At 72.3% G+C, this 23,453-nt stretch carries 24 protein-coding genes; 16 read left to right on the forward strand and 8 right to left on the reverse strand.

What is annotated here, in order from left to right:
- The first annotated feature begins 28 nt into the window (after window positions 1-28).
- Both ABZ267_RS16610 and ABZ267_RS16615 read left to right on the forward strand, forming a co-directional pair.
- On the forward strand, window positions 29-1,018 hold the full coding sequence (locus ABZ267_RS16610; RefSeq protein ID WP_356751713.1) for a YafY family protein: 990 nt from the start codon (window positions 29-31) through the stop codon (window positions 1,016-1,018).
- Between the two features lie 62 nt (window positions 1,019-1,080).
- Window positions 1,081-1,602 (forward strand): DUF4240 domain-containing protein, encoded by a 522-nt coding sequence (locus tag ABZ267_RS16615; protein WP_356751711.1) that lies wholly within the window; start codon window positions 1,081-1,083, stop codon window positions 1,600-1,602.
- 25 nt (window positions 1,603-1,627) lie between these two features.
- Here the strand turns inward: ABZ267_RS16615 and ABZ267_RS16620 are convergent, their stop codons facing one another.
- A complete protein-coding gene (locus ABZ267_RS16620; RefSeq protein ID WP_356751709.1) occupies window positions 1,628-2,161 on the reverse strand; it encodes a GNAT family N-acetyltransferase in 534 nt (177 codons plus the stop codon).
- A 167-nt stretch (window positions 2,162-2,328) separates the two neighbouring features.
- On the opposite strand from ABZ267_RS16620, the gene ABZ267_RS16625 reads away from it, so the two are divergent.
- Window positions 2,329-3,228: a TIGR01777 family oxidoreductase gene (locus ABZ267_RS16625; RefSeq protein WP_356751707.1), complete on the forward strand. Its 900-nt coding sequence runs from the start codon at window positions 2,329-2,331 to the stop codon at window positions 3,226-3,228.
- A gap of 173 nt (window positions 3,229-3,401) precedes the next feature.
- The gene (locus tag ABZ267_RS16630) at window positions 3,402-4,793 is read left to right on the forward strand and encodes an NAD(P)/FAD-dependent oxidoreductase (RefSeq protein ID WP_356751705.1); all 1,392 of its coding nucleotides are present in this window, start codon (window positions 3,402-3,404) and stop codon (window positions 4,791-4,793) included.
- Between the two features lie 86 nt (window positions 4,794-4,879).
- Here the strand turns inward: ABZ267_RS16630 and ABZ267_RS16635 are convergent, their stop codons facing one another.
- Window positions 4,880-6,571: a regulator gene (locus tag ABZ267_RS16635; protein ID WP_356751703.1), complete on the reverse strand. Its 1,692-nt coding sequence runs from the start codon at window positions 6,569-6,571 to the stop codon at window positions 4,880-4,882.
- Window positions 6,572-6,886: 315 nt separating this feature from the next.
- Between ABZ267_RS16635 and lipB the strand changes: the two genes are divergently transcribed.
- The 4 genes from lipB to ABZ267_RS16655 all read left to right on the forward strand — a co-directional run bounded on the left by lipB (window position 6,887) and on the right by ABZ267_RS16655 (window position 10,110).
- Window positions 6,887-7,732 (forward strand): lipoyl(octanoyl) transferase LipB, encoded by an 846-nt coding sequence (lipB, locus tag ABZ267_RS16640; protein WP_356751701.1) that lies wholly within the window; start codon window positions 6,887-6,889, stop codon window positions 7,730-7,732.
- A 182-nt stretch (window positions 7,733-7,914) separates the two neighbouring features.
- Window positions 7,915-8,892, forward strand: coding sequence for a lipoyl synthase (lipA, locus tag ABZ267_RS16645; RefSeq protein WP_356751699.1), 978 nt, complete (start codon window positions 7,915-7,917; stop codon window positions 8,890-8,892).
- A 279-nt stretch (window positions 8,893-9,171) separates the two neighbouring features.
- Complete coding sequence (locus tag ABZ267_RS16650; RefSeq protein WP_356751697.1) at window positions 9,172-9,372, forward strand: hypothetical protein; 201 nt, start codon at window positions 9,172-9,174, stop codon at window positions 9,370-9,372.
- 30 nt (window positions 9,373-9,402) lie between these two features.
- The gene (locus ABZ267_RS16655) at window positions 9,403-10,110 is read left to right on the forward strand and encodes a DUF4191 domain-containing protein (protein ID WP_356751695.1); all 708 of its coding nucleotides are present in this window, start codon (window positions 9,403-9,405) and stop codon (window positions 10,108-10,110) included.
- Window positions 10,111-10,194: 84 nt separating this feature from the next.
- Here the strand turns inward: ABZ267_RS16655 and ABZ267_RS16660 are convergent, their stop codons facing one another.
- Window positions 10,195-10,602, reverse strand: a complete 408-nt coding sequence (locus ABZ267_RS16660) for an RDD family protein (protein WP_356751850.1) — start codon at window positions 10,600-10,602, stop codon at window positions 10,195-10,197.
- A gap of 294 nt (window positions 10,603-10,896) precedes the next feature.
- Here ABZ267_RS16660 and glnA point away from each other — a divergent pair, with 294 nt between their 5' ends.
- Window positions 10,897-12,306, forward strand: coding sequence for a type I glutamate--ammonia ligase (glnA, locus tag ABZ267_RS16665; RefSeq protein WP_356751693.1), 1,410 nt, complete (start codon window positions 10,897-10,899; stop codon window positions 12,304-12,306).
- Between the two features lie 93 nt (window positions 12,307-12,399).
- Here glnA and ABZ267_RS16670 read toward each other — a convergent pair whose 3' ends face one another.
- Window positions 12,400-12,951 carry a CHAT domain-containing protein gene (locus tag ABZ267_RS16670; RefSeq protein WP_356751848.1) on the reverse strand — a complete coding sequence of 184 codons (552 nt, stop codon included), beginning with the start codon at window positions 12,949-12,951 and terminating at the stop codon, window positions 12,400-12,402.
- Between the two features lie 1,495 nt (window positions 12,952-14,446).
- Here ABZ267_RS16670 and ABZ267_RS16675 point away from each other — a divergent pair.
- From ABZ267_RS16675 to ABZ267_RS16685, 3 genes are all read left to right on the forward strand, one after another.
- Window positions 14,447-15,073, forward strand: coding sequence for a hypothetical protein (locus ABZ267_RS16675; RefSeq protein WP_356751691.1), 627 nt, complete (start codon window positions 14,447-14,449; stop codon window positions 15,071-15,073).
- Between the two features lie 67 nt (window positions 15,074-15,140).
- Window positions 15,141-15,524 (forward strand): hypothetical protein, encoded by a 384-nt coding sequence (locus ABZ267_RS16680; RefSeq protein ID WP_356751689.1) that lies wholly within the window; start codon window positions 15,141-15,143, stop codon window positions 15,522-15,524.
- Window positions 15,525-15,741: 217 nt separating this feature from the next.
- Window positions 15,742-15,927, forward strand: coding sequence for a hypothetical protein (locus ABZ267_RS16685; protein WP_356751687.1), 186 nt, complete (start codon window positions 15,742-15,744; stop codon window positions 15,925-15,927).
- A gap of 70 nt (window positions 15,928-15,997) precedes the next feature.
- Here the strand turns inward: ABZ267_RS16685 and ABZ267_RS16690 are convergent, their stop codons facing one another.
- Window positions 15,998-16,564, reverse strand: a complete 567-nt coding sequence (locus tag ABZ267_RS16690) for a GNAT family protein (protein WP_356751686.1) — start codon at window positions 16,562-16,564, stop codon at window positions 15,998-16,000.
- Window positions 16,565-16,813: 249 nt separating this feature from the next.
- On the reverse strand, window positions 16,814-17,119 hold the full coding sequence (locus ABZ267_RS16695) for a hypothetical protein (RefSeq protein ID WP_356751684.1): 306 nt from the start codon (window positions 17,117-17,119) through the stop codon (window positions 16,814-16,816).
- Window positions 17,120-17,238: 119 nt separating this feature from the next.
- Between ABZ267_RS16695 and ABZ267_RS16700 the strand changes: the two genes are divergently transcribed.
- Complete coding sequence (locus ABZ267_RS16700) at window positions 17,239-17,598, forward strand: ArsC/Spx/MgsR family protein (protein WP_356751682.1); 360 nt, start codon at window positions 17,239-17,241, stop codon at window positions 17,596-17,598.
- 19 nt (window positions 17,599-17,617) lie between these two features.
- Here ABZ267_RS16700 and ABZ267_RS16705 read toward each other — a convergent pair whose 3' ends face one another.
- The gene (locus ABZ267_RS16705; RefSeq protein WP_356751680.1) at window positions 17,618-18,115 is read right to left on the reverse strand and encodes a carboxymuconolactone decarboxylase family protein; all 498 of its coding nucleotides are present in this window, start codon (window positions 18,113-18,115) and stop codon (window positions 17,618-17,620) included.
- A gap of 47 nt (window positions 18,116-18,162) precedes the next feature.
- On the opposite strand from ABZ267_RS16705, the gene ABZ267_RS16710 reads away from it, so the two are divergent.
- A complete protein-coding gene (locus ABZ267_RS16710; protein ID WP_356751678.1) occupies window positions 18,163-19,572 on the forward strand; it encodes a PLP-dependent aminotransferase family protein in 1,410 nt (469 codons plus the stop codon).
- 9 nt (window positions 19,573-19,581) lie between these two features.
- Here ABZ267_RS16710 and ABZ267_RS16715 read toward each other — a convergent pair whose 3' ends face one another.
- A complete protein-coding gene (locus ABZ267_RS16715) occupies window positions 19,582-20,526 on the reverse strand; it encodes a Gfo/Idh/MocA family oxidoreductase (protein ID WP_356751676.1) in 945 nt (314 codons plus the stop codon).
- A 201-nt stretch (window positions 20,527-20,727) separates the two neighbouring features.
- On the opposite strand from ABZ267_RS16715, the gene ABZ267_RS16720 reads away from it, so the two are divergent.
- On the forward strand, window positions 20,728-22,233 hold the full coding sequence (locus ABZ267_RS16720; protein ID WP_356751674.1) for a hypothetical protein: 1,506 nt from the start codon (window positions 20,728-20,730) through the stop codon (window positions 22,231-22,233).
- The gene (locus ABZ267_RS16725) at window positions 22,230-23,375 is read left to right on the forward strand and encodes a hypothetical protein (RefSeq protein ID WP_356751672.1); all 1,146 of its coding nucleotides are present in this window, start codon (window positions 22,230-22,232) and stop codon (window positions 23,373-23,375) included. Before ABZ267_RS16720 ends, ABZ267_RS16725 begins: the two co-directional genes overlap by 4 nt.
- The last annotated feature ends 78 nt before the right edge of the window (window positions 23,376-23,453 follow it).

A 23,453-nucleotide genomic window follows, 5' to 3' on the forward strand; every position in this document is an offset into this window, starting at 1 on the left:
TGGGCCTCGCTGCCGCCACAATGGGCGCATGCGTGCTGCTCGGCTGATCAAGATGGTCCTCCTTCTTCAGTCCCGTCCCGTCATGTCCGCCGCCGAACTGGCGGCGGAGCTGGAGGTGTCGGAGCGCACGGTGACCCGCGACGCCCAGGCGCTCTCCGAGGCCGGTGTCCCGGTCTACGCGGAGCGCGGCCGGGCGGGCGGCTACCGGCTCATCGGCGGCTACCGCACCCGGCTGACCGGCCTCGCCCGCAACGAGGCGGAGGTCCTCTTCCTCTCCGGCCTGCCCTCCGCACTGCGCGAGATGGGCCTGGAGGACGCGGCGTCGGCCGCCCGCCTCAAGGTCTCGGCCGCCCTCCTTCCCTCCCTCCGTGACGCCTCGGCCTCCGCCGCCCAGCGCTTCCACCTGGACGCCCCGTCCTGGTACCACGAGCCCGAGCCGCCCGACCTCCTGCCCGTGATCGCCGACGCCGTCTGGGACGACCGCCTGCTCCGGGCCCGCTACCGCAAGGGCGGAGGCCGCGAGAACGGACGGAACGGAACGGAGGTGGCGCGGGAGCTCGCTCCGTACGGACTCGTCCTCAAGGCCGGTGTCTGGTACCTCTGCGCCAGGGGCGCGGACGACTTCCGGGTCTACCGGATCGACCGGTTCACCTCGGTGGAGCCGGCCGACGAGCGCTTCGACCGGGACGAGAGCTTCGACCTGCCCGCGTTCTGGGAGGAGCGGGCCGCCGACTTCGCCCGGTCCCTCCTCCGTACCGAGGTGACCGTACGGGTGTCCGAGAGCGGTGCGCGGCAGCTCGCGTACACCGGCGACCGGGCGGCCGCCGCTACGGCCCTCTCCGAGGCCTCTCCCGCCGGTCCGGACGGGTGGCGCACGGTGGTCCTTCCCGTGGAATCACTGGACGTGGCATACAGCCAGCTCCTTTCGCTGGGTCCCGAGTTGGAGGTCGTGGCGCCGGACGAGCTGCGTCGCCGACTCGCCGAGGCGGTCGAACGCCTGCGTGACCTTTATCGCTGAAAGGCTTCTTTTCGCCGTCTGAGCGTGCGAGGGGTCCCGGCAGGCTGGATGCTGGACCCGTGATGGACGAGACGGAATTCTGGGAGCTCATCGACAGCAGCCGCGCGGGAGCCGAGGGCGACCCCGAGGAGCAGGCCGACCTGCTCGTGGAACGGCTGGTGCGGCTCGACCCCGATTCCGTGCTGGACTTCGCCCGGCACTTCGAGGCCCGCTACAACCGCGCCTATGGCTGGGACCTGTGGGGCGCGGCCGCCGTACTGCTCGGCGGCGCGAGCGACGACGCCTTCGACTACTTCCGGTGCTGGCTGATCGGCCAGGGCCGGGAGGTCTTCGAGGGCGCGCTGCACGACCCGGACGGTCTGGCGGAACTGCTGGACGACTTCGACGAGGAGATCGACGGCGACGGCGAGGAGCTGGGCTACGCCGCCGACGAGGCGTACGAGCAGCTCACGGGCGCGGTCGCGCCCGATCTGGGACTGCCGCCGCAGCCGACCGAGCCGCTGGGCTCCCCGGTCGACTTCGAGGACGAGGAGGCGCTGGCCGCCCGCTACCCGGAGCTCTGGGACCGCTTCGCACCGCGCTGAGCCGCCCGGCCGTCGATCAGGACGATCAGGGGGCCAGCGAACGGCCCATCAGCACGTCGTCGACATAGCGCCCGTGCAGGAAGAACTCCCCGCTCAGCACGCCTTCCACGGCGAACCCCTCGGAGGCGTACAGCGCGCGGGCCGGAGTGTTGTGGCCGAGCACGCGCAGCGTGATCCGGTTGGCTCCCTGGCGCCGTGCCTCGGCGCACGCGGCCCGCAGCAGGGTCCGCCCGACCCCGGCTCCGCGCGCCCAGGACGCCACCGCGAGGCCTTGTATCTGGCGGACATGAGCGTTGCAGGCGAGGGGCGTGGGCGGGACCAGGCGTATGTAACCGGCGATGCGCGTCCCGTCCGCGTCGGTCGCGGCCTCGGCCTCGACCACCAGGAAGTCCTCGGGCTGGTGGCGCTCGTCGAAGAACGGCTCGTACGGAGGCTGGGGCCGCGGCACCACCGCGTGCAGCGTCGACCAGGTGGAGCGGTCGAGCTCGCCGAGGGCTTCCTCGTCGGCGGGCAGAGCGGGACGGACGGAGACGGCGTGGAGGGTGGTGGTTGCGGACATGACGTCACTGTCCCATGCCGGGTTCTTCGCACTCCATGGTGTTTTCCCCCGTATCCGCGCCGGCTTTCCCCCGTATCGGCTGCAGGGTCTCCCGTAGCGGCCGCTGCCGGGTTCTCCCCTGGCGGCTGCTGCCGTGTTTCCCGTATTCCGTGGGGCAGGATGGCACCATGCCGACCTCCCGTATCGCCGTCACTGGATCGTCCGGACTCATCGGAGCGGCGCTCGTGCGCTCGCTGCGCGCCGACGGGCACGAGGTGGCCCGCCTGGTGCGGCGGCCCGCCAGGTCCGGGGACGAGGTGGCGTGGGATCCCAAGCGGAGTTACGTGGACGTGGCCGGGCTCGTGGGCTGCGACGCGGTCGTCCACCTCGCCGGGGCCGGGGTCGGCGACCACCGCTGGACCGACGACTACAAGCGGGAGATCCGCGAGAGCCGGGCGCTGGGCACGGCCGCGATCGCCGAGGCCGTCGCCTCGCTCGACACCCCGCCTAAGGTCCTGCTCTCCGGCTCTGCCATCGGCTACTACGGCGATACGGGAGACCGTGCGGTGGACGAGAGCGCGCCGCCCGGAGAAGGCTTCCTGCCCTCCGTCTGCGAGGAGTGGGAGGCCGCGACGGCCGCCGCCGAGGAGCGCGGCATCCGTACGGTGCACGCCCGAACCGGACTGGTGGTGGCCCGCGAGGGTGGCGCGTGGGGACGGCTGTTCCCACTGTTCAAGGCGGGGCTCGGCGGGCGGATGGGCAACGGCCGCCAGTACTGGAGCTTCATCGCGCTGCACGACGAGGTCGCGGCCCTGCGCCACATCCTGGACACCGATTCGCTGACCGGCCCGGTGAACCTGACCGGCCCCGACCCGGTCACCAACGCGGAAGTGACCGCCGCGATGGGCCGCGTCCTGCGCCGCCCGACCCTGTTCACCGCCCCGGCGCCCGCGCTGCGGGCCGCGCTCGGTGAGTTCGCCGACGACGTGCTGGGCAGTCAGCGCGTGATCCCCGGTCAGCTGCTGGACTCCGGCTTCTCGTTCGCGTTCCCCGGCATCGACGCGGCGATCCGCGCGGCACTGCGCTGAGCCGCGCCCGCTCGCGGCGGGCCGGGTGTGCGACCCCGTGCCCCGGTGCTCCCGGCCACGCGCGTCTGACCCACTATCAGCCATCCTCCTAACCTCGATGCGAACTCCGGCATTCCGGGGACCTGTTGGGGGCAAGAAGCCCCCACCAGTCGCACCGACTCGGGGAGGGCCTCGTGCGCAGCACGGCACACCACGCGGACGTGATCATCATCGGGGCCGGGATCGCCGGCCTCTCAGCGGCCCATCTGCTGACCGGCGCCGGAGTCGGCGTCAGTGTTCTGGAGGCGGCCCCCACCGTGGGCGGCCGGCTGGCCACCCGTGAGGTGGACGGCTTCCGCCTCGACCAGCTCGGCCCCCTGCTCTGCGCCTCCTGGCCGGAGCTGACCGCCACGCCGGGACTCGGTACGCCGGAACTGCGGGAGTTCGCGCCCGGCGTCCTGGTGCACAGCGAGGGTCGTCGCCACCGCACCGGCGACATACGGAGCGCGAGGGGCGCACTCAGGGCCGTACGCACCCGATCGAGCGCCCCCCACGCCTCGCCGGGCGGGTACGGGAGCCACCTGCGGCTCGCGTCCCGGAGCGGCCTGGGCGTGAAGGGCTCAGGCCTCCGCTCCACCGCCACCGTGTCCGACGCGATCGACCGGGCCCGGCTCGGCGCCGCGCTCTCCCGGCTGGCCGCCACCCCGACGGCCCGGATCCTGGCCCGCCCCGAGCGGACGGCGCTGGCCGCACTGCGGGCCGGCCAGATGCCCGCCCGTACGGTGGACGGCGTCCTGCGCCCGCTGCTCTCTGCGCTCCTCGGCGACCCCGGTCTCACCACGTCGAGCCGGTACGCGGATCTGGCGCTGCGCGACTATGCGCGGGGCGGACTGTGTGTACCGGCGGGCGGTTCGGGAACGCTGCCGGATCTGCTGGCCGCCGCACTGCCGCCCGGCACGGTACGGACCGGAGTGCATGTGACGGCCGCCGATATCACCAGCGTACGGACCAAGGAGCACGGCGAACTCGGTTGCCGCTCCTTGCTGTTGGCCACCGGTGCGGGAGCGGCGGCCGAGCTGCTGCCGGGGCTGCGGGTGCCGGCCTTCCGTCCGGTGACGGTCCTTCACCACACGGCGCCCGCGCCGCCGCCGACCGGCAGGTCGCTGGTGCTGGACGGCGACCGGTCGGGGCCGGTGGCGTACACGGCGGTGATGAGCGCGGTCGACCCGTCGCGCGCTCCGGAGGGCCGGACGCTGATCACGTCGACGGTGCTCGGGACGCCGCCGCCGGACCTGGACCGTTCCGTACGGAGGCAGCTGGCGGCGCTGTACGGGATGCCGACGGACGACTGGGAACTGCTGGCCGCCCACCACGACCCGGAGGCGGTCCCCGCGATGGAGGCCCCGCACGACCCGCGCCGGCCGGTGCGGGTACTGGCGGGACTGTACGTGTGCGGCGACCACCGGGACACCAGCTCGGTCCAGGGGGCGCTGCACTCGGGGCGGCGGGCGGCGGAGGCGATCCTGACGGACCTGGGGGTGGCTCCGGCGCGTCAGAGGGGTACACGGGTGCCGGAAGCGGCGTAGGTGTCGTAGCGAGGTGTGCGGGCTCCGCCTTCCCAAGTTCGCCTTCCGGCTTCCGGCTTCCGGCTTCCGGCGGAGCCCGCGCGGTTTCAGCCGAGCGCCGCCACCCGGTCGCGGTAGCCGCGTACCGGCGCGGCGTCCCGGTACGGCTCCAGGCTGCGCTCGAAGGCGCGTACGTACTCGGCGGCCCGGACCGAGCGCATCTCGGAGGCCTGCTGAGCCGCCTCGGCCCCCAGCCGGCAGGCCTGCTCCAGCTCGCCGAGGCCCAGCCGCGCGGAGGCCAGTACCACCCGGCAGAACAGCCGGCTACGGGCGTACGCCGGAGCGCGCAGCTGGAGCGATCGCTCCGCGTGCTGGGCGGCGGCCCGGTACTGCTGGAGGTCGCGGTGGCAGTGGCCGAGCTCGTGGGCGAGCTGGGCCTCGTCGAAGGCGCGGGCCCACGGCGGCGCCTCGTCGCCGGGGCGCGCGGTCTCCAGGGCGTGCTCGGCCCGGGTCAGCGCGGCGGTGCAGGCCCGCGCCTCGCCGAGGATCCCGTGGCCGCGCGCCTCGACCGAGTGGAGCAGGGCCTGGACGAGCGGCGGTGCGGCGGAGCCGATGCCCTGCTGCGCGACCCGGGCGAGCTGGACGGCCTCCCTGCCGTGGCCGAGGTAGACGGCCTGGCGGCTCATGGTGATCAGGACGTACGCCCCGTAGCCGCGGTCACCGGCGGCCTGGGCGAGTCGCAGGGCCTGGACGAAGTACCGCTGGGCCAGGCCGTGGGCGGCGATGTCGAAGGAGGTCCAGCCGGCCAGCCGGGTCAGGTCGGCGACCGCGGCGAAGAGGCGGCGCCCGGTGGCTTCGCCGTAACTCCCGCGGAGCATCGGCTCGGCCTCGTGCTCCAGATACCGCACGAGGGCCTGACGGGCGTGGCCGCCGCCGTAGGTGTGGTCGAGGGTGCGGAAGAGCTCGCCGACCGAGCGCAGCGCCGCGACGTCACCGTTGCCGACCCGGAGGCCGGGCCCGCGCTCGGTCTGCCGCTGGCGCGGGACGACGGGGAGCGTCTCCGTACCGGATGACGCTCCGGAACCGGGCAGGGCTCCCGCTCCCGGCCCCGCTGCTGGGCGGGCCGTACCGGACGGGTCCGTCACCGTCGAGGGCCGGCCGCCGGCCGGGACCGGATGGCCGGTGGTGGGCCTGCCGACCGGGCGCACGGGCCCGCCGGGACGGGCCACACCGCGGGCGTCGGCGCACTGGGCCCCTGCCGCCCCGTCCGTACGGCCGTGTGCCGGTGCCGGAGCTCCGGCACCGCCTCTGCGGTGCGCGGCGGGCGGCTGGGCCGCGCCGCCGTCGCGGGCCACCCACTCGTCGGCGCGGCCGATCAGCCAGTCGCGGCTCGGGACGACCAGACCGGCGGGCGTGAAGGCGATCTTGCGCAGCTCGGTGTGCGTACCGGAGTCCTTGCGCCAGAGGCCGCTGACGATGTCGACGGCCTCGGTGGGTGTGGCCGCGAACTCCAGGCCCGCGTAGACGGGCGCGCAGGCGTCGAGGCCGAGGTCCTGGGCCGAGAGCCGCCGTCCGAGACGCCGGGTGAAGACCTCGGCGATCAGGGCGGGCGTGGTGCCGCGCGGCTGCTGTCCCCGCAGCCAGCGGGTGACCGAGGTCTTGTCGTACCGCAGGTCGAGGCCGTGTTCGAGGCCGAGCTGATCGACCCGGCGGGCGAGGCCCGCATGGGAGAACCCGGCTTCCGCGATGAGTGCGGCGAGGCGGCGGTTGGGCGTGCGCTGCGGGGGTCGTTCCGACATCAGCTGTACGGTCTCCTGCCTTCGGGGGCCCGGGCAGCCCCTGGGGAACGGCGCGAATTTAGCGTCCGCCGGGGCGGTCGGAGCCACCCTTTGCTCCACGTTCATCCGATCGTGTGAGGATTGCGGACAGAGCTGACAGAAGGGACCAGACCTCTCTCAGGTCGAAACACGCAGCCAGGAGGCGCCTCCTCCACCTGCCGGAGGGCCGGACGGGTGACGGCCGTACAGTGGTTGAGGGCGCGATCAGTGCAGGGTGCCGTCATCCCGGGGACACCCCTTCGGGCACACGGCGTCCGACGTAGGGAGGCATCTGTCGTGAGCGAGCTGCGGTTCGTCCGTCTGGGCTTCGGTGACGAGGCCGTCGAGTACACGGAGGCCTGGCAGAAGCAGCGTGAGGTGCACGCGGCCCGGTTCGAGGACCTGGTGCCGGACACCTGCCTGCTCCTGGAGCACCCGCCGGTCTACACGGCGGGCCGTCGTACCGCCGACAACGAACGTCCGCTGGACGGCACCCCGGTCATCGATGTGGACCGCGGCGGCAAGATCACCTGGCACGGCCCGGGTCAGCTCGTCGGCTACCCGATCCAGAAGCTGCCGCGCCCGGTCGACGTCGTCGCGCACGTCCGCCGCCTGGAGGACGCGCTGATCCGTACGGCCGCCGACTTCGGGGTGGAGACCTCGCGGGTGGAGGGCCGCAGCGGTGTCTGGGTGCTCGGCGACCCGGTCGAGCGGCGCCAGGCGCTCGGCGGGCTCTCGCTGGACTTCGACCCGCGACTCCAGGACGAGGAGTTCGACCCGCGGCTGAACGGACCGGAGTACGCACCGTCCAACGCCGGCCAGCGCCGCGAGGACCGCAAGCTTGCCGCGATCGGGATCCGGGTCGCCAAGGGCGTGACCATGCACGGCTTCGCACTGAACGTGAACCCGGACAACACCTGGTTCGACCGGATCGTGCCGTGCGGCATCCGGGACGCGGGGGTCACCTCGCTCTCGAACGAGCTGGGCCGGGAGATCACCATCGAGGAGGTGCTGCCGGTCGCCGAGAAGCACCTGCGGAACATCCTGGAGAACGCGGAGCTCGCGCCCCGCGCAGTCGAGCGGCCGGTCGCGCAACCAGCCGTGGAGCCGGTCGGGCAGCCGAGGGCCGCAGCCCCGGCGTAACGCGGTGTATTACCGGAAGGTAGTACCGGTCAGTAGCTCCGACCGCCGCCACCGGCCGGGGAATAGGCCCCGTCGGCCGCAGGTTGCCCAGACGCAAGGCCGTTTGATTTACGGGCGTACCCTGGTGTTCGCCGAAGAATCCCATGCGAATCCCACGCAGCAGAAAGCAAAGGGGAGCCGGAGTGTCCGCTGTCGCACCCGACGGGCGCAAGATGCTGCGCCTGGAGGTCCGAAACAGCCAGACCCCCATCGAGCGCAAGCCCGAGTGGATCAAAACGCGGGCGAAGATGGGCCCCGAGTACAAGCAGCTGCAGAATCTCGTGAAGGGCGAGGGGCTGCACACGGTCTGCCAGGAGGCGGGCTGCCCCAACATCTTCGAGTGCTGGGAGGACCGCGAGGCCACCTTCCTCATCGGCGGCGACCAGTGCACGAGGCGCTGCGACTTCTGCCAGATCGACACCGGCAAGCCGCAGGCGCTGGACCGTGACGAGCCCCGCCGGGTCGGCGAGTCCGTCGTGAAGATGGACCTGAACTACGCCACCATCACCGGCGTCGCCCGCGACGACCTGGAGGACGGCGGATCCTGGCTGTACGCGGAGACCGTGCGCCAGATCCACACGCTGACGGCGGAGCGGGAGGCGGGCGCGACCAAGGTCGAGCTGCTGATCCCCGACTTCAACGCCGAGCCCGAGCAGCTCGCCGAGGTCTTCTCCTCGCGTCCGGAGGTGCTCGCGCACAACGTGGAGACGGTGCCGCGCATCTTCAAGCGCATCCGCCCCGGCTTCCGCTACGAGCGGTCCCTGGAAGTCATCACGCGGGCCCGCGAGGCCGGCCTGGTGACCAAGTCGAACCTGATCCTCGGCATGGGCGAGACCCGCGAAGAGGTCAGCGAGGCGCTCCAGGACCTGTACGACGCGGGTTGCGAGCTCATCACGATCACGCAGTATCTGCGGCCCACCGTGCGCCACCACCCGGTCGAGCGCTGGGTGAAGCCGATGGAGTTCGTGGAGCTGAAGGACGAGGCCGACGCGATCGGCTACTCCGGCGTGATGTCGGGGCCGCTGGTGCGCTCCTCGTACCGCGCGGGCCGTCTCTTCCAGCAGGCGATGGAGGCGCGCGGCGCTGCCGCGACCGGCGTGCCGACGGCCCAGGCCGTGTGAGGAGCCGTGTGAGTCCGCTCACCCGGTCCACCGAGCAGTAACCGCAAGGCCGAGGCGGCTCGTACGCTCCCCGCAGGTGAGGGGCGCGGATGGGCCGCTTCGGCGTGCGGGGCACCGGAATGAAGGGTTCATTGGTGTTTGACCCACCGGTCACGCTCTGGTAACACCAAGCGGTGACCCTAGGTACATGTGCGGCGGCAGCTCCCGCGCCGCCGCCGTCACCGCTTCCCGTACTCAGTCCGCGCCCCGCGTGGCGCATCCGTTCCGAGGGGGAACACCATGCAGGCCGCACCGGTCCGCGCCCACGCCCTTCCGTCCGTCACCACCGCCCTGCGCGCCGTCGAGTCGCTGCTCCTGAGCAGCGGCCAGCGCACCGCCCGCCGCAACGCCTGGACGGCCGTCCTGGAGGACCGCCGCCGGGCCGAGGACCGGGTGGAGTCCCCTTACGTACCGGACGCGGTGGCCGACCACCGTTACTAGGCCGCTTCCACGCCACGTAAACTTCGGTACATGGCGAGGAAGGCAAAAACCGAAGGCGCGGACAGCGCCGAGAACGCAGGGCGGCTCAAGCAGATCGCTCTGACCTACAAGATGACCAGGCGGTCCGACAGCAAGATCGGGCTCATCGTCGCGGGCGTGGGAATCGCCACGTTCGGTGTCCTCCTCGGCATCGGCTTCGTGATCGGCCACCCGGTCTACCTGGGCATCCTGGGCTTCGTCCTGGCCGTCCTCGCGATGGCGATCGTCTTCGGACGACGGGCCGAGCGAGCGGCCTTCGGTCAGATGGAGGGCCAGCCCGGTGCGGCGGCCGCCGTCCTGGACCGGATCGGACGCGGCTGGACCACGACCCCCGCGGTGGCGATGAACCGCAGCCAGGACGTCGTGCACCGGTCGGTCGGCAAGGCCGGCATCGTCCTGGTCGCCGAGGGCAACCCGAACCGGGTGAAGGGCCTGCTGGCGGCCGAGAAGAAGAAGATGGCCCGCATCGTGGTGGACGTCCCGGTCCACGACATCATCGTCGGCAACGGCGAAGGCCAGGTGCCCCTGAAGAAGGTCCGCACCAAGATGCTGAAGCTCCCCCGCGTCCTGACCGGCCCGCAGGTGACCGCCACCAACGACCGGCTGCGCGCGATGGGCGACCTCATGAGCAACATGCCGCTGCCGAAGGGCCCGATGCCCAAGGGCATGCGGATGCCGCGCGGCGGAAAGATGCGCTGACCGCGGACGTACGCGAGGTACACAGGACGGCCCCGGACCGACGAGGTCCGGGGCCGCTGTGTTCCGCGAGGTTCGTACGAGCGACTACATCCGGACCTGTACGGCGTGGCCGAGGCGGTCGTGGAGGCCGCGCCCGTCGCGGTCCCAGACGAGGGCCGGGATGACGAGCAGCAGCAGGACGGTCCGTACGACGACGCGTACGAAGCCGAGACGGCCGCCGTCCTCGGAGACCACGCGGAGCCCGAGGAGGCGCTTGCCGGGCGTGCAGCCGATGGTGCCGACGGTGAGGGCGCTCATGAGGAGGAAGACGCCGAGCGCCCAGTTCCCCGCCGCCTGCTGGTCACCGCGAGCGAGCAGCCCGTATGCGATCACCATGCAGAGCGACCAGTCGATGAAGATGGCCCCGAAGCGGCGTCCGAGCGGCGCGATGGCCCCCGGCCCCTCCTCGGGCAGCCCGAGCCGCTTGCCGCGGTAGCCGAAGTCGGCACCCATCTCTTCGGCGGCCGCGCGGGGCCCCGAGAGCCACGATCCGATTGCTTGCCTGTTGTCCACCCGTCCACGGTACTGCGCCCGTGTTTGAGCCCGGCCGGGCGGGGCACGGAAACAGCCGCGCGGAGACAGCCGCTGAGATGCCGGTCACCCTCGCCCCGGTTAACTTGGGCGAAACAAATGGGTCATGCTTGAGAAATCACGCCTGCCTATGGTCGGGACCAGCGTGTGCCACCGCACTGGCCGCACCACGAGCTACAACCCCGCCCGTCCCGGGTCGGGAGTAGGAGGAGTTGGATGTTCCAGAACGCCGACGAAGTGCAGAAGTACGTAGCGGACAACGACGTCAAGTTCATCGATGTCCGGTTCTGCGACCTGCCCGGGGTGATGCAGCACTTCACGATCCCGGCAGCGACCTTCGACCCGGCCGAGGAACTCGCCTTCGACGGCTCGTCGATCCGCGGTTTCCAGGCGATCCACGAGTCCGACATGGCGCTGCGCGCCGACCTGTCGACGGCTCGGGTGGACCCCTTCCGCCGTGACAAGACCGTCAACATCAACTTCTTCATCCACGACCCGATCACGGGCGAGCAGTACAGCCGCGACCCGCGCAACATCGCCAAGAAGGCCGAGGCCTACCTCGCCTCGACCGGCATCGCGGACACCGCGTACTTCGGCCCGGAGGCCGAGTTCTACGTCTTCGACAACGTCCGTTTCCAGACGTCGGCGAACGAGAGCTTCTACCACATCGACTCCGAGGCCGGCGCCTGGAACACCGGTGCGGTCGAGAACAACCGCGGCTACAAGGTCCGCTACAAGGGCGGCTACTTCCCGGCCCCGCCGGTGGACCACTTCGCCGACCTGCGTGCCGAGATCTCCCTGGAGCTGGACAAGAACGGCCTCCAGGTCGAGCGCCAGCACCACGAGGTCGGCACCGCCGGCCAGGCCGAGATCAACTACAAGTTCAACACGCTGCTCGCCGCGGCCGACGACCTGATGCTCTTCAAGTACATCGTGAAGAACGTCGCCTGGCGCAACGGCAAGACCGCGACCTTCATGCCGAAGCCGATCTTCGGCGACAACGGCTCGGGCATGCACGTGCACCAGTCGCTGTGGCAGGGCGGCTCGCCGCTCTTCTACGACGAGCAGGGCTACGCGGGCCTCTCGGACATGGCGCGCTACTACATCGGCGGCATCCTGAAGCACGCGCCGTCGCTGCTGGCCTTCACCAACCCGACGGTGAACTCGTACCACCGCCTGGTGCCCGGCTTCGAGGCCCCGGTCAACATGGTGTACTCGCAGCGGAACCGTTCCGCCGCGATGCGCATCCCGATCACCGGCTCGAACCCGAAGGCCAAGCGCGTCGAGTTCCGCGCCCCGGACCCGTCCTCCAACCCGTACCTCGCGTTCTCCGCGCTGCTGATGGCGGGCCTGGACGGCGTCAAGAACAAGATCGAGCCGGCCGAGCCGATCGACAAGGACCTCTACGAGCTGGCTCCCGAGGAGCACGCCAACGTCCAGCAGGTCCCGACGTCCCTCCCGGCCGTGCTCGACGCCCTGGAGGCGGACAACGAGTACCTCCAGGCGGGCGGCGTCTTCACGTCGGACCTGATCGAGACGTGGATCGACTACAAGCGCACGCACGAGATCGCCCCGATCCAGCTGCGGCCGCACCCGCACGAGTTCGAGCTCTACTTCGACATCTAGGCCGCGGGGCGCACTCGCTGCAGCGCCTGAAGACGGCTGAGGGCCGCCACCTCCTTCCGGGAGGTGGCGGCCCTCGCTCGTGCTGCGCGGGCCTCAGGGCCCCATGTGGTGGAAGGAGGTCCACCACGAGGGGCGTCCGGGGCTGCTCTCGCGGGCGGCGCGGGCCGCGTGATCGGCGGCTCGGGCGACGGTGTCGTGGGAGACGGGACGCCCTTCCAGATACGTGTAGAAGGTCTTGGTCATCAGCAGGGACGTGGTGCTCTGCAGGGGCCAGAACGACGCGACGACATGGGCGAAGCCCGCCGACTGCACGCCGCCCGCGAGGTGCATCGCCTGGTCGATGAGGTTGGCGCGGCCCCGGGCGGTGTCGCAGGCGGCGAGGTAGGCGAGGAACAACCGGGACGCCGACTGGGCGTCCGCGATGTCGGAGGTGGTCAGGGGGCCCTCGGCCGCGTGGTCGTGGCAGATCAGGTGTCCGTTGTCGTCGGCCGACGGATCCTGTGCGGCGAGGCCCGCGAAGTGCACCCAGTCGTGCGTCCGCAGCCCGGCGAGGACCGCCGCGCGGCTCGCCTCCTCGTCCCGGAGCGGCATGGCGTCCGGCGCCCAGCGGCACACGGCGTCCACCTCCAAGCAGGCGCCGGCCAGCTTCGGTTGTCCCGGGGTTGAGCCCGACGGCGAGCACCTTGGGAGCGTTGCCGAGGGTGGTGTCCCGGGAGTACGCCAGCACGCTCAGCGTCGGGGCGTAGGAGGACACCACGCGGTCGATGACGGAGTCCGTGGCGGCGGTGCTCGTGTCCGCCGGTCGCGCCGGGTCGGGGAGAGGCGAGGCCGCGTGGAGCGGCATACCGCTCAGCGGTCCCGTCGCACACCACCAGACGCGTGGTCGCCGGTGCCCCGCACCCGGCAGGGCGGCCGGACGCCGGCGGGAAGCCGGCCGTGGCCGGTCGAGGTCGTCCAGCACCGGGCGGGCGACGGTGCGCCAGAGCCAGTCGAGGACGACCGAGAGCTCCTGCTCGGCCGAGGCCCGCTCATCCAGCGACAGACCGCGATCCGAGGCCTGCCAGGTGGACCGCTGCAGGTCTTCCGCCCGCCGCAGAGCCTCGAACCAGGTCAGTTCGGGCAGAGGCAGCACCCGGACCGTACCGTCGCGGACGATGAGCGCGTCGCAGCGCACCGCGGAGACGTTGACCACGACCACGGGGCCGGTCGCGTCCGCCGATGCTTCGACGAAGGCCCGGATGTCCGGTGGCAGCAGGAACCGCTCCAGCCCCGGTACTAGGCGCAGAGCTCCCAGTACCTCCTTGAGTTCTGCCGCCGAGGCGCGCTTGGCCGACACATCGGTTTCCGAGAAGCCGGGTTCGACCGCCTCTTCCGAGCCGTCGCGCCGCCACCCGGCACCGCCGGCCGACGCGGCTGCTTCGGCCCGCAGCCGAAGGAACCGGCTCCCCAGCAGGGGCGCGTGCGTGTCGAGTTTCGCCAGCTCCTCCCTGAGCCCGAGCGACTCGGTGAGGAACAGTCCTCTGCCGCTCTCCAGGAATTCCAGCGCGGTGTACGGGTCGCCCACGGAGAGCGCGCAGGCCGCGGCGTCGGCGGCCACCCCGTCCAGGGTCGTGAGCAGCTCTTCGTGGTCCGGCCTGGCCAGGTGCTGAGGGGCGAGCAGCGGGACGAAGGAGAAGGCGAGCCGGTAGGCCGCGAGCGCCTCTCGCCAGTTCTTCAGACGCGCGGCGGCCCGCCCCCAGGTGTCGGCGCGGCGGATGCGGTCCTGCACGAGGCCGTCGGCGTGCAGCGCGCACCACCGATACAGCTCTGTCGCCTCCCGGAACCGGCTGACGAAAGCGTCCGTGAAGGGGCGCCCGCCCACGATCCAGCTCTCGGCGGAGAGTACGAGCAGCACCGCCAGGCCGTACTTGAGGTGAACCTCCAACTGCGGGAAGGCTCCCCCGTAAACGTCCAAGGCCTGCCGGTGCACCCTCTCCGCGACGGTGAGGTCGGACGGGTCGACCGTGTGGAAGGCGCGCGTCCGCCAGAGCCAGGCGATGCCGAGGCGGCACCGGGCCGCCTCGGTCTCCGTCATGGCTGCCACCCCGGCCACCAGGTTCTCCTCCAGAAGCCCCACGGCCCTCGCGAAGTCCTCCCGGCGGTGCTCCCGCTCGTACCGGCGGGCCAGCTGGGCGACCAGACCGAGGACGTACCTACGGCGCTGCGCGTCCTCCACAGGCAAGGCTTCCACGGCGCGTTGTGCCTCCTCGACGGCGAGGTCGAGCACCTCCGCCTCGGACATCGACAGCGCCGGCGCGAACACTTCGCCGAACTCGCCGAGCATCGAGGCGAGGTTGTACCGGTGCAGCGCGGCCCCACGCTCGCCGACGGTCCGCGAGATGGCCTTCCGGTAGAGGTCGTACGCCTCCGGCAGGGCGCTGTGGTCGCCGGCCTGCTCGCCCTCCTCACCGCCGTCCAGTCATTGGAGTACGAGGTCCACCTGCCCGGCTGGTTCGACGCCCCGGTCATCCTGCTGTCCGCCCTGCTCGCCGTGGTGCTGCCCACAGGTGGGGTGCGGATGCTGCGGGGAGGCGAGCAGCGGACGACACCCGTCCTCTTCGATCTCGCGGGGCTGGCGCTGCTCGGTGGCGTGCTCGGCTGGCTGTTGATGACCGTCGCGTTCTACCTGTACGACCGGCACGCCGCGCCCGTGCCGTGGTCACTGGCGGCCGCGGCCGTCTGCTCGTCGGCGGTCGGGCTGTCGGGCCGGGCCCGCTTCAGGAAGTGAGGCGCCGCGCCGGTGACGGTGCGGACGTACCGGCGGAACAGCGGAACACCTACGGAAGGATCACACGATGGGTCTCTTCAACCGACGCGGCAAGCCGTCCCGGGCAGGCCGCACCGCTCCGACGGCCATGCTCGGCTCCGACCGGAAACTGACCAGCTCGCTGCCTCTCGGCGCCGCCGTGCAGTGCGTGGAAGACCTGATGGACAGCTACCGCGACCGCGCGTACCCGCGCCTCCCCCACCTCGTACCCGCAGGTCATATCTGGCACGGCCCGGCGGAGGAGGCACCGGCGGCCGTGTACGCGAGCCAGGACCAGGCAGGCGACTTCCTCCTCCTCACCTTCGGCCGAACCGGCCGGGGCACGCTGCTCGGCGTCTTCCCGCTGGGATCCGGACACGAGCGGCTCCAGATGCCGCTCATCGGGAACCTCAAGATGCGCGACGATCGCTGAGTTCCGTCGGCACCTTCCCGGAGAGATCGGTCGCCCTGACCGCACCCACCGTGCCCCACACCCTCGTCGAGGACACCCTGACCTCGGCCGGTTACCCGCACACGGCGGAGAACCGGGCGGTGCTCGCCGACCGACTGTTCACCATGGCCGTCACCAAGGGCTTCCAGTTCATCAGCCACATGGAGTCGGAAGCGGCCGGGCGTAGGCAGAGCGCCCTGTGGCGACAACGGGCCGAGAGCTGCGCCACGCTCGTCGACCCGTCCAGATGGTCGTGGACGATCTGGCGGCGTGGAACACCGATGCCCTGCCGTACATCCAGGACATTCCCCTGCGCTCCCAGAGCATCCTGCTGGAGGCGGTCGGCAACCAGGGCAGCATCTGGGAGACGCTTGAGAGGAGCTGAACTCCCACGACCGCCGCCCCGCGCGTTTCGGCCGATTACAGGCGCCGGGCGGCCGGTCGCCGTCTCTCCCTCACCGCAGCGAAGGCCGCGCCCGCCCAGCCCAGTACTCGTCCGCCGTGATGCCCAGCAGCACCACGTCGTGGTAGGCCCCGGCGAAGAACTCGTGCTGGCGCAGGCGGCCCTCGTCCACGAAGCCGAGTTTGCGGTAGAGGGCGAGGGAGGCGTCGTTGAAGGCGTAGACCTCCACCTCGCACTTGTGGCTGCGCTGTTCGGCGAACATGTAGGTGAGGACCAGTTCGGTGGCCTCGGCCGCGTAGCCCTGGCGGCGGTGTTCGCGGGTGACCTCGATGCCCGTACGGAAGCGGCCGGCGCGGGCGTCCGTCTCGCCGACCGACACCGCGCCGACGAAGGCGTGCTCGAAGCGGGTCTCGATGACCAGTTGGTACGCGGCCGGGTTCGGGGTGCGGTCGGCGCGCTCGGCGACCCAGGTGCGGAAGCTCTCGTCGGAGCGCGGCGGTTCGACCACGTCGGCGTTGCGGGCGTCCACGGTGTGCAGGGCCAGGGCCCGGAAGCCCTCCCAGTCCGATGGTTCGATGCCTCGCAGGCGTACCCTCTCGCCGGTCCACAGGTCGCTCATCGCACTCCCCTCGCCCGGAGGCGGCGGGCGGTGCCGGGGCCGCCCTTTTGCATGATCGCCTCGGTCGTCACCGGGTCACAGTAGAGGCACCGGCACCCGCGTACACCGACCGGAGGCATCGAGTGGCGGCATCGGGCGCCTTCGCCAGCGCCTCGTGCAGCGGCTTCTGACGTCGACGCAGACCTACACCTGTGCCCCCGGACCGTGCGGACCGGAGGCACAGGGCTGTCGGCGGATGGGCAGGTGGTGTCAGCGGCCGTAGCGGATCAGGGCGCGGACCATGCGGCACGTGGTGTCGGACGGCGGGTGCATGCCGAGGCGCTCGGCCGTGGTCCGTATCTTGTGGTTTCCGGCACTGGCCGGCTGGTAGACCCCGCTGTCGAGCAGGGCGATCGCCAGGCGCATGGCCTTCAGGCGGCGGTTGTGCGAGACGTACCACTCGCGGGGGCGGCCCGCGGGCAGGCGCTTCTTCGTCGGCGGGGTCGGCAGCGGCGGGTGGAAGGGCATCGGGAGCTGTCGGTCGAGCGGCTCGGTCGTGACTGCGGCAACGGCCATCGGCATCCTCCTGGCAGGGTGGTGGAACCCTCACGAACTCCCTCCATTTTACTGCCCCCCACTGACAATCGCCCCTGGCCAGAGGCCATTTCGGCAACCCCTCGCGTAACCTTGGCCCCATGGAGATCTGGATCGATCCGGCCTGTTCCAAGTGCCGCAGCGCGGTCGGTCTGCTGGACGCCGAAGGGGCTGACTACCCCGTCCGGCGCTACCTGGAGGACGTGCCGTCGGCAGAGGAGATCCAGGATGTTCTGGATCGGCTCGGCCTGGAGCCTTGGGACATCACGCGGACGCAGGAAGCGGCGGCCAAGGAGCTGGGGCTCAAGGAGTGGCCTCGGGACGCCGGTTCGCGGGAGCGGTGGGTCACCGCTCTGTCCGAGCACCCCAAGCTGATCCAGCGGCCCATCATCACCGCCGAGGACGGGACCGCCGTGGTGGCGCGGAGCGATGAGGCAGTACGGAACGCGCTGGGGCGGTGACCATCAAGGGATCGGGCCCTCAGCGCTCGTCCGTGCCCGCTCGCTTCGCCGTGGCGAGGGCTATGCGGTTCCAGGTGTTGATCGTGAGGATCAGGGCGAGGAGCTGGGCCAGCTCCTCCTCCGCGAAGTGGGTCGCCGCCCTGGCGTAGACCTCGTCCGGGACGCCCGCGTCCGCGACGCGCGTGACCGCGTCCGTCAGGGCCAGGGCCGCCTGTTCCCTCGGTGTGAAGAAGTGTTCCGCCTCCTGCCAGACCGCCACCATGTGCAGCCGCTCCTCGCTCTCGCCCGCCTTCCGCGCGTCCGTCGTGTGCATGTGGAGGCAGTACGCGCAGTGGTTCAGGTGCGAGGAGCGGATCTGGACCAGTTCGACCAGCGTCGGGTCCAGGCCCTCGCGGGCCGCCGCGTCCAGGCCGATCACGGCCCGGAACACCTTCGGCGCCGCCTTCGCGAAATTGAGCCGGGCGGTGGGGGCGGAGGTGCCCGTGCGGTCGTTCGTCTTGATCTCTGTCGTCGTCATGGGTACGAATCTATGAGGGCAGGCGACTGGTTGTGAGGTGCATTCCGATGGCTGAATCGTGGGTCAATTCGGCGGAGATCCTGGGCAGTGATCTGCCGTTGGAGCTCTCCGGTACGGGGAATCGCCGGGCCGTCCTGATGGCTGCCCTCCGTGAGGCCGTCCGCAGCGGGCGGCTCTCCCCGGGTACGCGGCTGCCGCCGTACCGGTCCCTCGCCGTCGACCTCGGCCTCGCCCGCAACACCGTCGCCGACGCCTACGCGGAGCTCGTCGCGGAAGGCTGGCTCGCCGCCCGCCAGGGCTCCGGCACCCGGGTCGCCGAGCGGGCCGCGCCCGTCACCCCGGTCCACCGCCCCCGCACCCCGCAACGCCCCTCCCGCCCCGTCCACGACCTGGTCCAGGGCCGGCCGGACCCCGCCGCCTTCCCGCGTACCGCCTGGCTGGCCTCGGCACGCCGGGCGCTCGCCACCGCGCCCAACGACGCGTTCGGGCCCGGCGATCCGCACGGGCGGCCCGAGCTGCGGCAAGCGCTGGCCGACTATCTGGCCCGGGTACGCGGCGTACGGGCCGCGCCGGAGCGCATCGTGATCTGTTCCGGCGCCGCGCACGGGCTGCGGCTGCTGGCGCAGGTGGTGGGCGGGCCGTGGGTGGCGGAGGCCTACGGGCTGCCGTTCCACCGCGAGCTGCTCGCCTCGCACGGTGTCGGCACCCGGCCCGTGGGCGTGGACGGCGACGGGGCCCGGGTGGCTGAACTGACCCGCCGCGACCGGGCCGTACTCCTCACGCCCGCCCACCAGTTCCCCACCGGCGGACCTTTGCACCCCGCGCGGCGGGCCGCCGTGGTCGACTGGGCGCGGTCCCAGGGCGGGCTCGTCGTGGAGGACGACTACGACGGGGAGTTCCGCTACGACCGGCAGCCCGTGGGCGCCGTTCAAGGGCTCGATCCCGAGCATGTGGTGCTGCTGGGGTCGGTGAGCAAGAGCCTCTCCCCCGCCCTGCGGATCGGCTGGATGGTGCTGCCCGAGCGGCTGGTGGCGCCGGTGGTCGCGGCGAAGGGCGAGCGCGAGCAGTTCTCCAGCACCACGGACCAGCTGACGCTGGCGGACTTCGTGGACTCGGGCGCGTACGACCGTCATGTACGCCGGATGCGCCAGCGCCACCGGCGGCGCCGGGACCGGCTGGTGGCGGCGCTGGAGCTGCGCGCCCCGCACGTCCGCGTCACCGGGATCGCGGCGGGGCTGCACGCGGTGGTGGAGCTGCCGCCCGGCACCGAGCGTTCGGTGGTCCGGGCGGCGGCCTGGCAGGGGCTCGCGGTGGAGGGGCTCGCCGACTACCGGCACCCGGGGGCGGAGCCGGCGGCGGACGAGCGGGACGGGCTCGTCGTGGGATACGCGACGCCTGCCGAACACGCCTACCCGGAAGCGCTGGAGGCCCTGTGCCGGGCGCTTCCGCCGGCGTGAGCCAACCGGCTACCGGGCCGCCTGGCTCTCCGCCTCCGCCAGCAGCTCCGTCAGCCGGAGGCCGAAGCGGGCGTCGCAGGCGTGCGGGACCCCCGTACGTACCGCTTCGGACAGCGCGTCCACCGCTCCCCGGAACGCCGCCGCCGCGCCGTCCCAGCCCGGCACCGCGGCGACCCCGTGCTCGCCCCGCACCTCGATGTCCATGCCCGCCGCGGCCGGCGGGGCGCTGAGGCCGAGGGTCACCGTGCTGGAGGCGCCGGAGGTGTGGCGCAGGATCAGATGGGTGGTGTCGGCGGGGCCGCGAGCGGCGGTCAGGTGCTCGACCTCGCCCAGCACCGGGATCAGCACCGAGAGCGCGTGCGGGCCGACGTCCCAGAGGCCGCCCTTCTCGCGCCGCCACGGCGAGTCGGCGTACTCGCTGGCCGAGCCCTCCGCGTACAGCGAGCCGAGCCACTGGGCGCGGGCGGTGAACCAGCCGCCCAGCGCCGTCTGTTCGGCGATCCACGCGGAGGTCTCGGGCGCGAAGCGGAGCGTGCAGAAGACGACCGAGGCGACCCCGGCCTTCTCCGCCGCCTCCGCGACCGCGCGGGCCCCTTCGACCGTCGTGGCGACCGGCTTGTCCATCAGGATGTGGCAGCCCGCCTCCGCCGCCCGGACCGCGAGCGGCGCCTGGATGTCCGGCGGCAGCGCGAAGGCCACCGCGTCGCTCGCCTCCAGCAGCGCGTCGATCCCCGCCTCCCCCGTGTACGCCCGGGTCCCGTGGGCCGTCGCGAGGGCCTCCGCCGCCTCGGCCCGGCGGCCCCACACGCCGCTCAGCTCGACGCCGGGGTGGGCGGCGAGCGCGGGGGCCTGGGTGTTCCGCGCCCAGGGGCCGGTGCCGAGGAGGCCGATGCGGAGGGGGGTGGAGGGGGTGGCCGTGCTCGTGGTGCTGGTGGTGTCGGCGGGTGTCGTCATGGGGGTCAGTGTGCCTGGTGTGCCGCGACGGTGAGGTGCCACCCGAATGCGGTGGCGAAGAGCGGGCGGGCAAGGTTACGTTTCCTGGGCCGGCCGCGGGACTTCGGCTGCGACTTCCGAGACGTGCCTGTGAAGCGATGCTTTCGTTGTTCGCGCCTCCATTCCCCGGCCGGCATCCGCAGTCTTCACCGGGGGAAGTCCATGAACACGCCGCCCGAGCCCCTTGCCGATCTCCGCGAGACCCTTGCCGATCTCGTCGCCGCCGAAGACGTCCTGCTCTTCGCGAATGCGGCGATCACCGCGACCGGACAGCGCGAGTTCCGTTCCGGCGTCCTCGACCAGCAACTGTCGCTGGACTTCCTGCACGCCTACGTACGGGTCAATTACCGCCGTGTGTACGCCGCTTCGCTGGCCCTCGACATCAACGACCACAATGCCGCCCGCATCGTGCTCGGCCTCCTGGAGACCGCGGGCGAGGCGAGCGCCGAGGAGCGGCGCACCGAGGGCCGGCTGATCGCCGCCCGGCTGGCGCTGCTGCCTCCGCAGCGGGTCTACCGCCTCTTCGGCGAAGTGCGCCGGGCCGGGATCAACAACCGGCGCACCCGGGCGATCATGCGCGACTGGCTGGCGGCCCGGCCCGATCTGGGGCACGACGCGGTCAAGTACCGGAGCGGGGTGAAGACGGCCGCCCGCCACGTTCATCTGCGCTGCCCGCAAGGGGCGGAGCCGCTCGCCGAGGTCGGGGCGTTCCTGTTCCGGCCGGGGAAGCTGCCGCGGTACGAGCACCCGCTGCTGGACGCCTGGCGGCGCGCGCACTACGAGCAGGGGGCCGTGGCCGAGCTGCCGTTCACCGTCGCGGAGGGGTTCGCGGCCCGGCACGGAATGAAGCGGGAGGCGTTCCTGAAGCGGGCCGCGCCCCGGATGACCCGGCTGGAGCGGCTGCGTACCCACGCCGTGACTCAGCGGGTGGACGTCGACCTGGCTGCGATGCCGCTGACCCGGCTGGCGCTGTACGTCCTCGCGCTCCCCTTCGAGCAGCGTGCCGCCCGCCGCACCGAGCTGACCGGTGCCCTGCGCACGGCCGCGCGCCGGGCGGCGGGCCGGCACGCCGGGAGCTGGGGCCGGGTCCACGCCGTGCTGGACGACAGCTTCTCCTCGTCCGGGTCGGGGCAGAAGCGGCGGCGGCCGCTCGCCGTGGCCCTGGCCTGCCACCACCTGCTGGAGGTACTCGCCGCGCCGGGCGCGTACCGGGGGGTGTGGACCTCGGGGCGGGGAGACGCCCTGCTCGTACGTCCGTGGGGGCCGACCCCGCTCGGGATGCGGGTCCTGGACGCGCTGGAGCCCGGGCCGGGCGGCGCGGCCCCGGACCGGCTGATGATCGTTTCGGACGGCTGGGACAACGCCCCGGCGGGTCTGGCGGGCGAGGTGCTGCGGGTGTGGCGCGCGCGGCTGGATCCGGGGCGGCGGACGGCGGTGGTGCACGTCAACCCCGTATACGACGCGGCCGGTTTCGACGTACGGCGGCTCGCGGCGGGGGTTCCGACGGCCGGGATCCGGGATGCGGAGGATCTGCCCGCACTGGTGAAGATCGCCCGGTTCGCGGAGGGCCGGACCGGGGCGGCGGAGCTGCACGCGTATCTGGACCGGCGGGTGGCACTGTTCCTGGGAGAGGACGACCGGGAGGAAGAGAAGGAGGCCGTGTCGTGAACCGGCTGGAGCTCACCGGGCTCACCACCCGGCCCGCGCAGGTGTGGGGCGGCGTCCGGCTCGTACCGCTGGTGCGTGAGGCGCCGGTGGAGGGGCTCCGGCTGCACCGGAAGGTGTACGAGCGGCTCGGGGCGGGGATCGTCGAGCTCGGGCCCCGTGACCACTACGTCTCGTACATCCCGCACGGGCTGGTCGCCGACTGGTCCGGCGAGGGCGGGGGCCCCGAAGTGCCGGGCGGCGGCGGGCGGTCGGCCGCGTACGGGACCCAGTTCGGCGGGCCGGACGCGCCGCGTACGCTCCGGCTGCCCCGGCCTCCCCTCCACCGCATGGCCAAGCGCCGTCCCGGCGACCGGCTGCGGTTCCTGCCGCTCCACCTGGCCCTGGAGGGGTACCTCGCGCTGCACTTCGGCGGGCCGTCGACCGCCTGGGAGGAGTGGTCGCGCCGGGCGCTGCGCGACGGGCTCTCGCCGCGCGCGGAGGACGCGTACCTCGGGTGGTCGGTGCGCGGGCTCGGAGAGGCGCTGCGGATCTTCGAGATCCACCCGGGCCAGTGCGGCGTCATGGTCTACGTCTCCGACGCGCTCGCCGCCGCCTTCGTGGTGCCGCACCCGGACGACTACCGGCTGCTGCACGCGACGCTGGTGGAGGACCTGTACGGGGAGCTGGTGCACCAGTACGCGCTGTACGGGGCGCCGGTGGCGGAGTTCGGGGCGCGGCTCGGGAGCGGGGAGCACATCCGTACGCTCGCCGATCTGCGGGCGGCGGCGCGGGGGCAGGAGCGGGCGTGGGAGGAGGCGTACGACGGACTGTTCGCGCGGGAGCTGCTGGACTCGTCGTACGGGTTCGACCGGGTGTACCGGATGGGGTCGTTCACGCTGTGGCGGTTCCTGCCGCCGTTCGTCCGGGACGGCAGCGGGCAGCACATCGGAGAGACGGTCACCGACCACAAGGGGCGGGTCGCCTACCTGAAGACGTTCCGGCTCTCCGACGCCCAGATCCGGCGCGGCTTTCTGCTGCACGTCCTCGCGGGCGCGGCCTGGGAGCTGTCCCGGGCGGCCGAGGTGCTGGGGTCGAGCCGGGAGGAACTGGTACGGCGGATCCGCGCGGCCGGGTTCTCGGAACTCCTCAAGGGCAACGTATGACGAGTCCCGACAAGGCTGCCTTCTAACGCAGGAAGCCTCGGTAACACGGGGTTCACACTCGGGCAACGGACGGGAAAT

The sequence above is a fragment of the Streptomyces sp. NPDC006174 genome (assembly GCF_040614075.1).
GTDB lineage: Bacteria > Actinomycetota > Actinomycetes > Streptomycetales > Streptomycetaceae > Streptomyces.

What these genes read in the sequence shown, in the direction of transcription:
- ABZ267_RS16705 (WP_356751680.1), bottom strand. Translation starts at nt 18,115, where the DNA reads ATGACGACGACAGAGATCAAGACGAACGACCGCACGGGCACCTCCGCC.
- ABZ267_RS16615 (WP_356751711.1), top strand. Translation starts at nt 1,081, where the DNA reads ATGGACGAGACGGAATTCTGGGAGCTCATCGACAGCAGCCGCGCGGGA.
- ABZ267_RS16620 (WP_356751709.1), bottom strand. Translation starts at nt 2,161, where the DNA reads ATGTCCGCAACCACCACCCTCCACGCCGTCTCCGTCCGTCCCGCTCTG.
- ABZ267_RS16690 (WP_356751686.1), bottom strand. Translation starts at nt 16,564, where the DNA reads ATGAGCGACCTGTGGACCGGCGAGAGGGTACGCCTGCGAGGCATCGAA.
- ABZ267_RS16680 (WP_356751689.1), top strand. Translation starts at nt 15,141, where the DNA reads ATGGGTCTCTTCAACCGACGCGGCAAGCCGTCCCGGGCAGGCCGCACC.
- ABZ267_RS16655 (WP_356751695.1), top strand. Translation starts at nt 9,403, where the DNA reads ATGGCGAGGAAGGCAAAAACCGAAGGCGCGGACAGCGCCGAGAACGCA.
- ABZ267_RS16625 (WP_356751707.1), top strand. Translation starts at nt 2,329, where the DNA reads ATGCCGACCTCCCGTATCGCCGTCACTGGATCGTCCGGACTCATCGGA.
- ABZ267_RS16610 (WP_356751713.1), top strand. Translation starts at nt 29, where the DNA reads ATGCGTGCTGCTCGGCTGATCAAGATGGTCCTCCTTCTTCAGTCCCGT.
- ABZ267_RS16635 (WP_356751703.1), bottom strand. Translation starts at nt 6,571, where the DNA reads ATGTCGGAACGACCCCCGCAGCGCACGCCCAACCGCCGCCTCGCCGCA.
- ABZ267_RS16660 (WP_356751850.1), bottom strand. Translation starts at nt 10,602, where the DNA reads ATGGGTGCCGACTTCGGCTACCGCGGCAAGCGGCTCGGGCTGCCCGAG.
- ABZ267_RS16710 (WP_356751678.1), top strand. Translation starts at nt 18,163, where the DNA reads ATGGCTGAATCGTGGGTCAATTCGGCGGAGATCCTGGGCAGTGATCTG.
- ABZ267_RS16715 (WP_356751676.1), bottom strand. Translation starts at nt 20,526, where the DNA reads ATGACGACACCCGCCGACACCACCAGCACCACGAGCACGGCCACCCCC.
- ABZ267_RS16695 (WP_356751684.1), bottom strand. Translation starts at nt 17,119, where the DNA reads ATGGCCGTTGCCGCAGTCACGACCGAGCCGCTCGACCGACAGCTCCCG.
- ABZ267_RS16720 (WP_356751674.1), top strand. Translation starts at nt 20,728, where the DNA reads ATGAACACGCCGCCCGAGCCCCTTGCCGATCTCCGCGAGACCCTTGCC.
- ABZ267_RS16650 (WP_356751697.1), top strand. Translation starts at nt 9,172, where the DNA reads ATGCAGGCCGCACCGGTCCGCGCCCACGCCCTTCCGTCCGTCACCACC.
- glnA (WP_356751693.1), top strand. Translation starts at nt 10,897, where the DNA reads ATGTTCCAGAACGCCGACGAAGTGCAGAAGTACGTAGCGGACAACGAC.
- ABZ267_RS16700 (WP_356751682.1), top strand. Translation starts at nt 17,239, where the DNA reads ATGGAGATCTGGATCGATCCGGCCTGTTCCAAGTGCCGCAGCGCGGTC.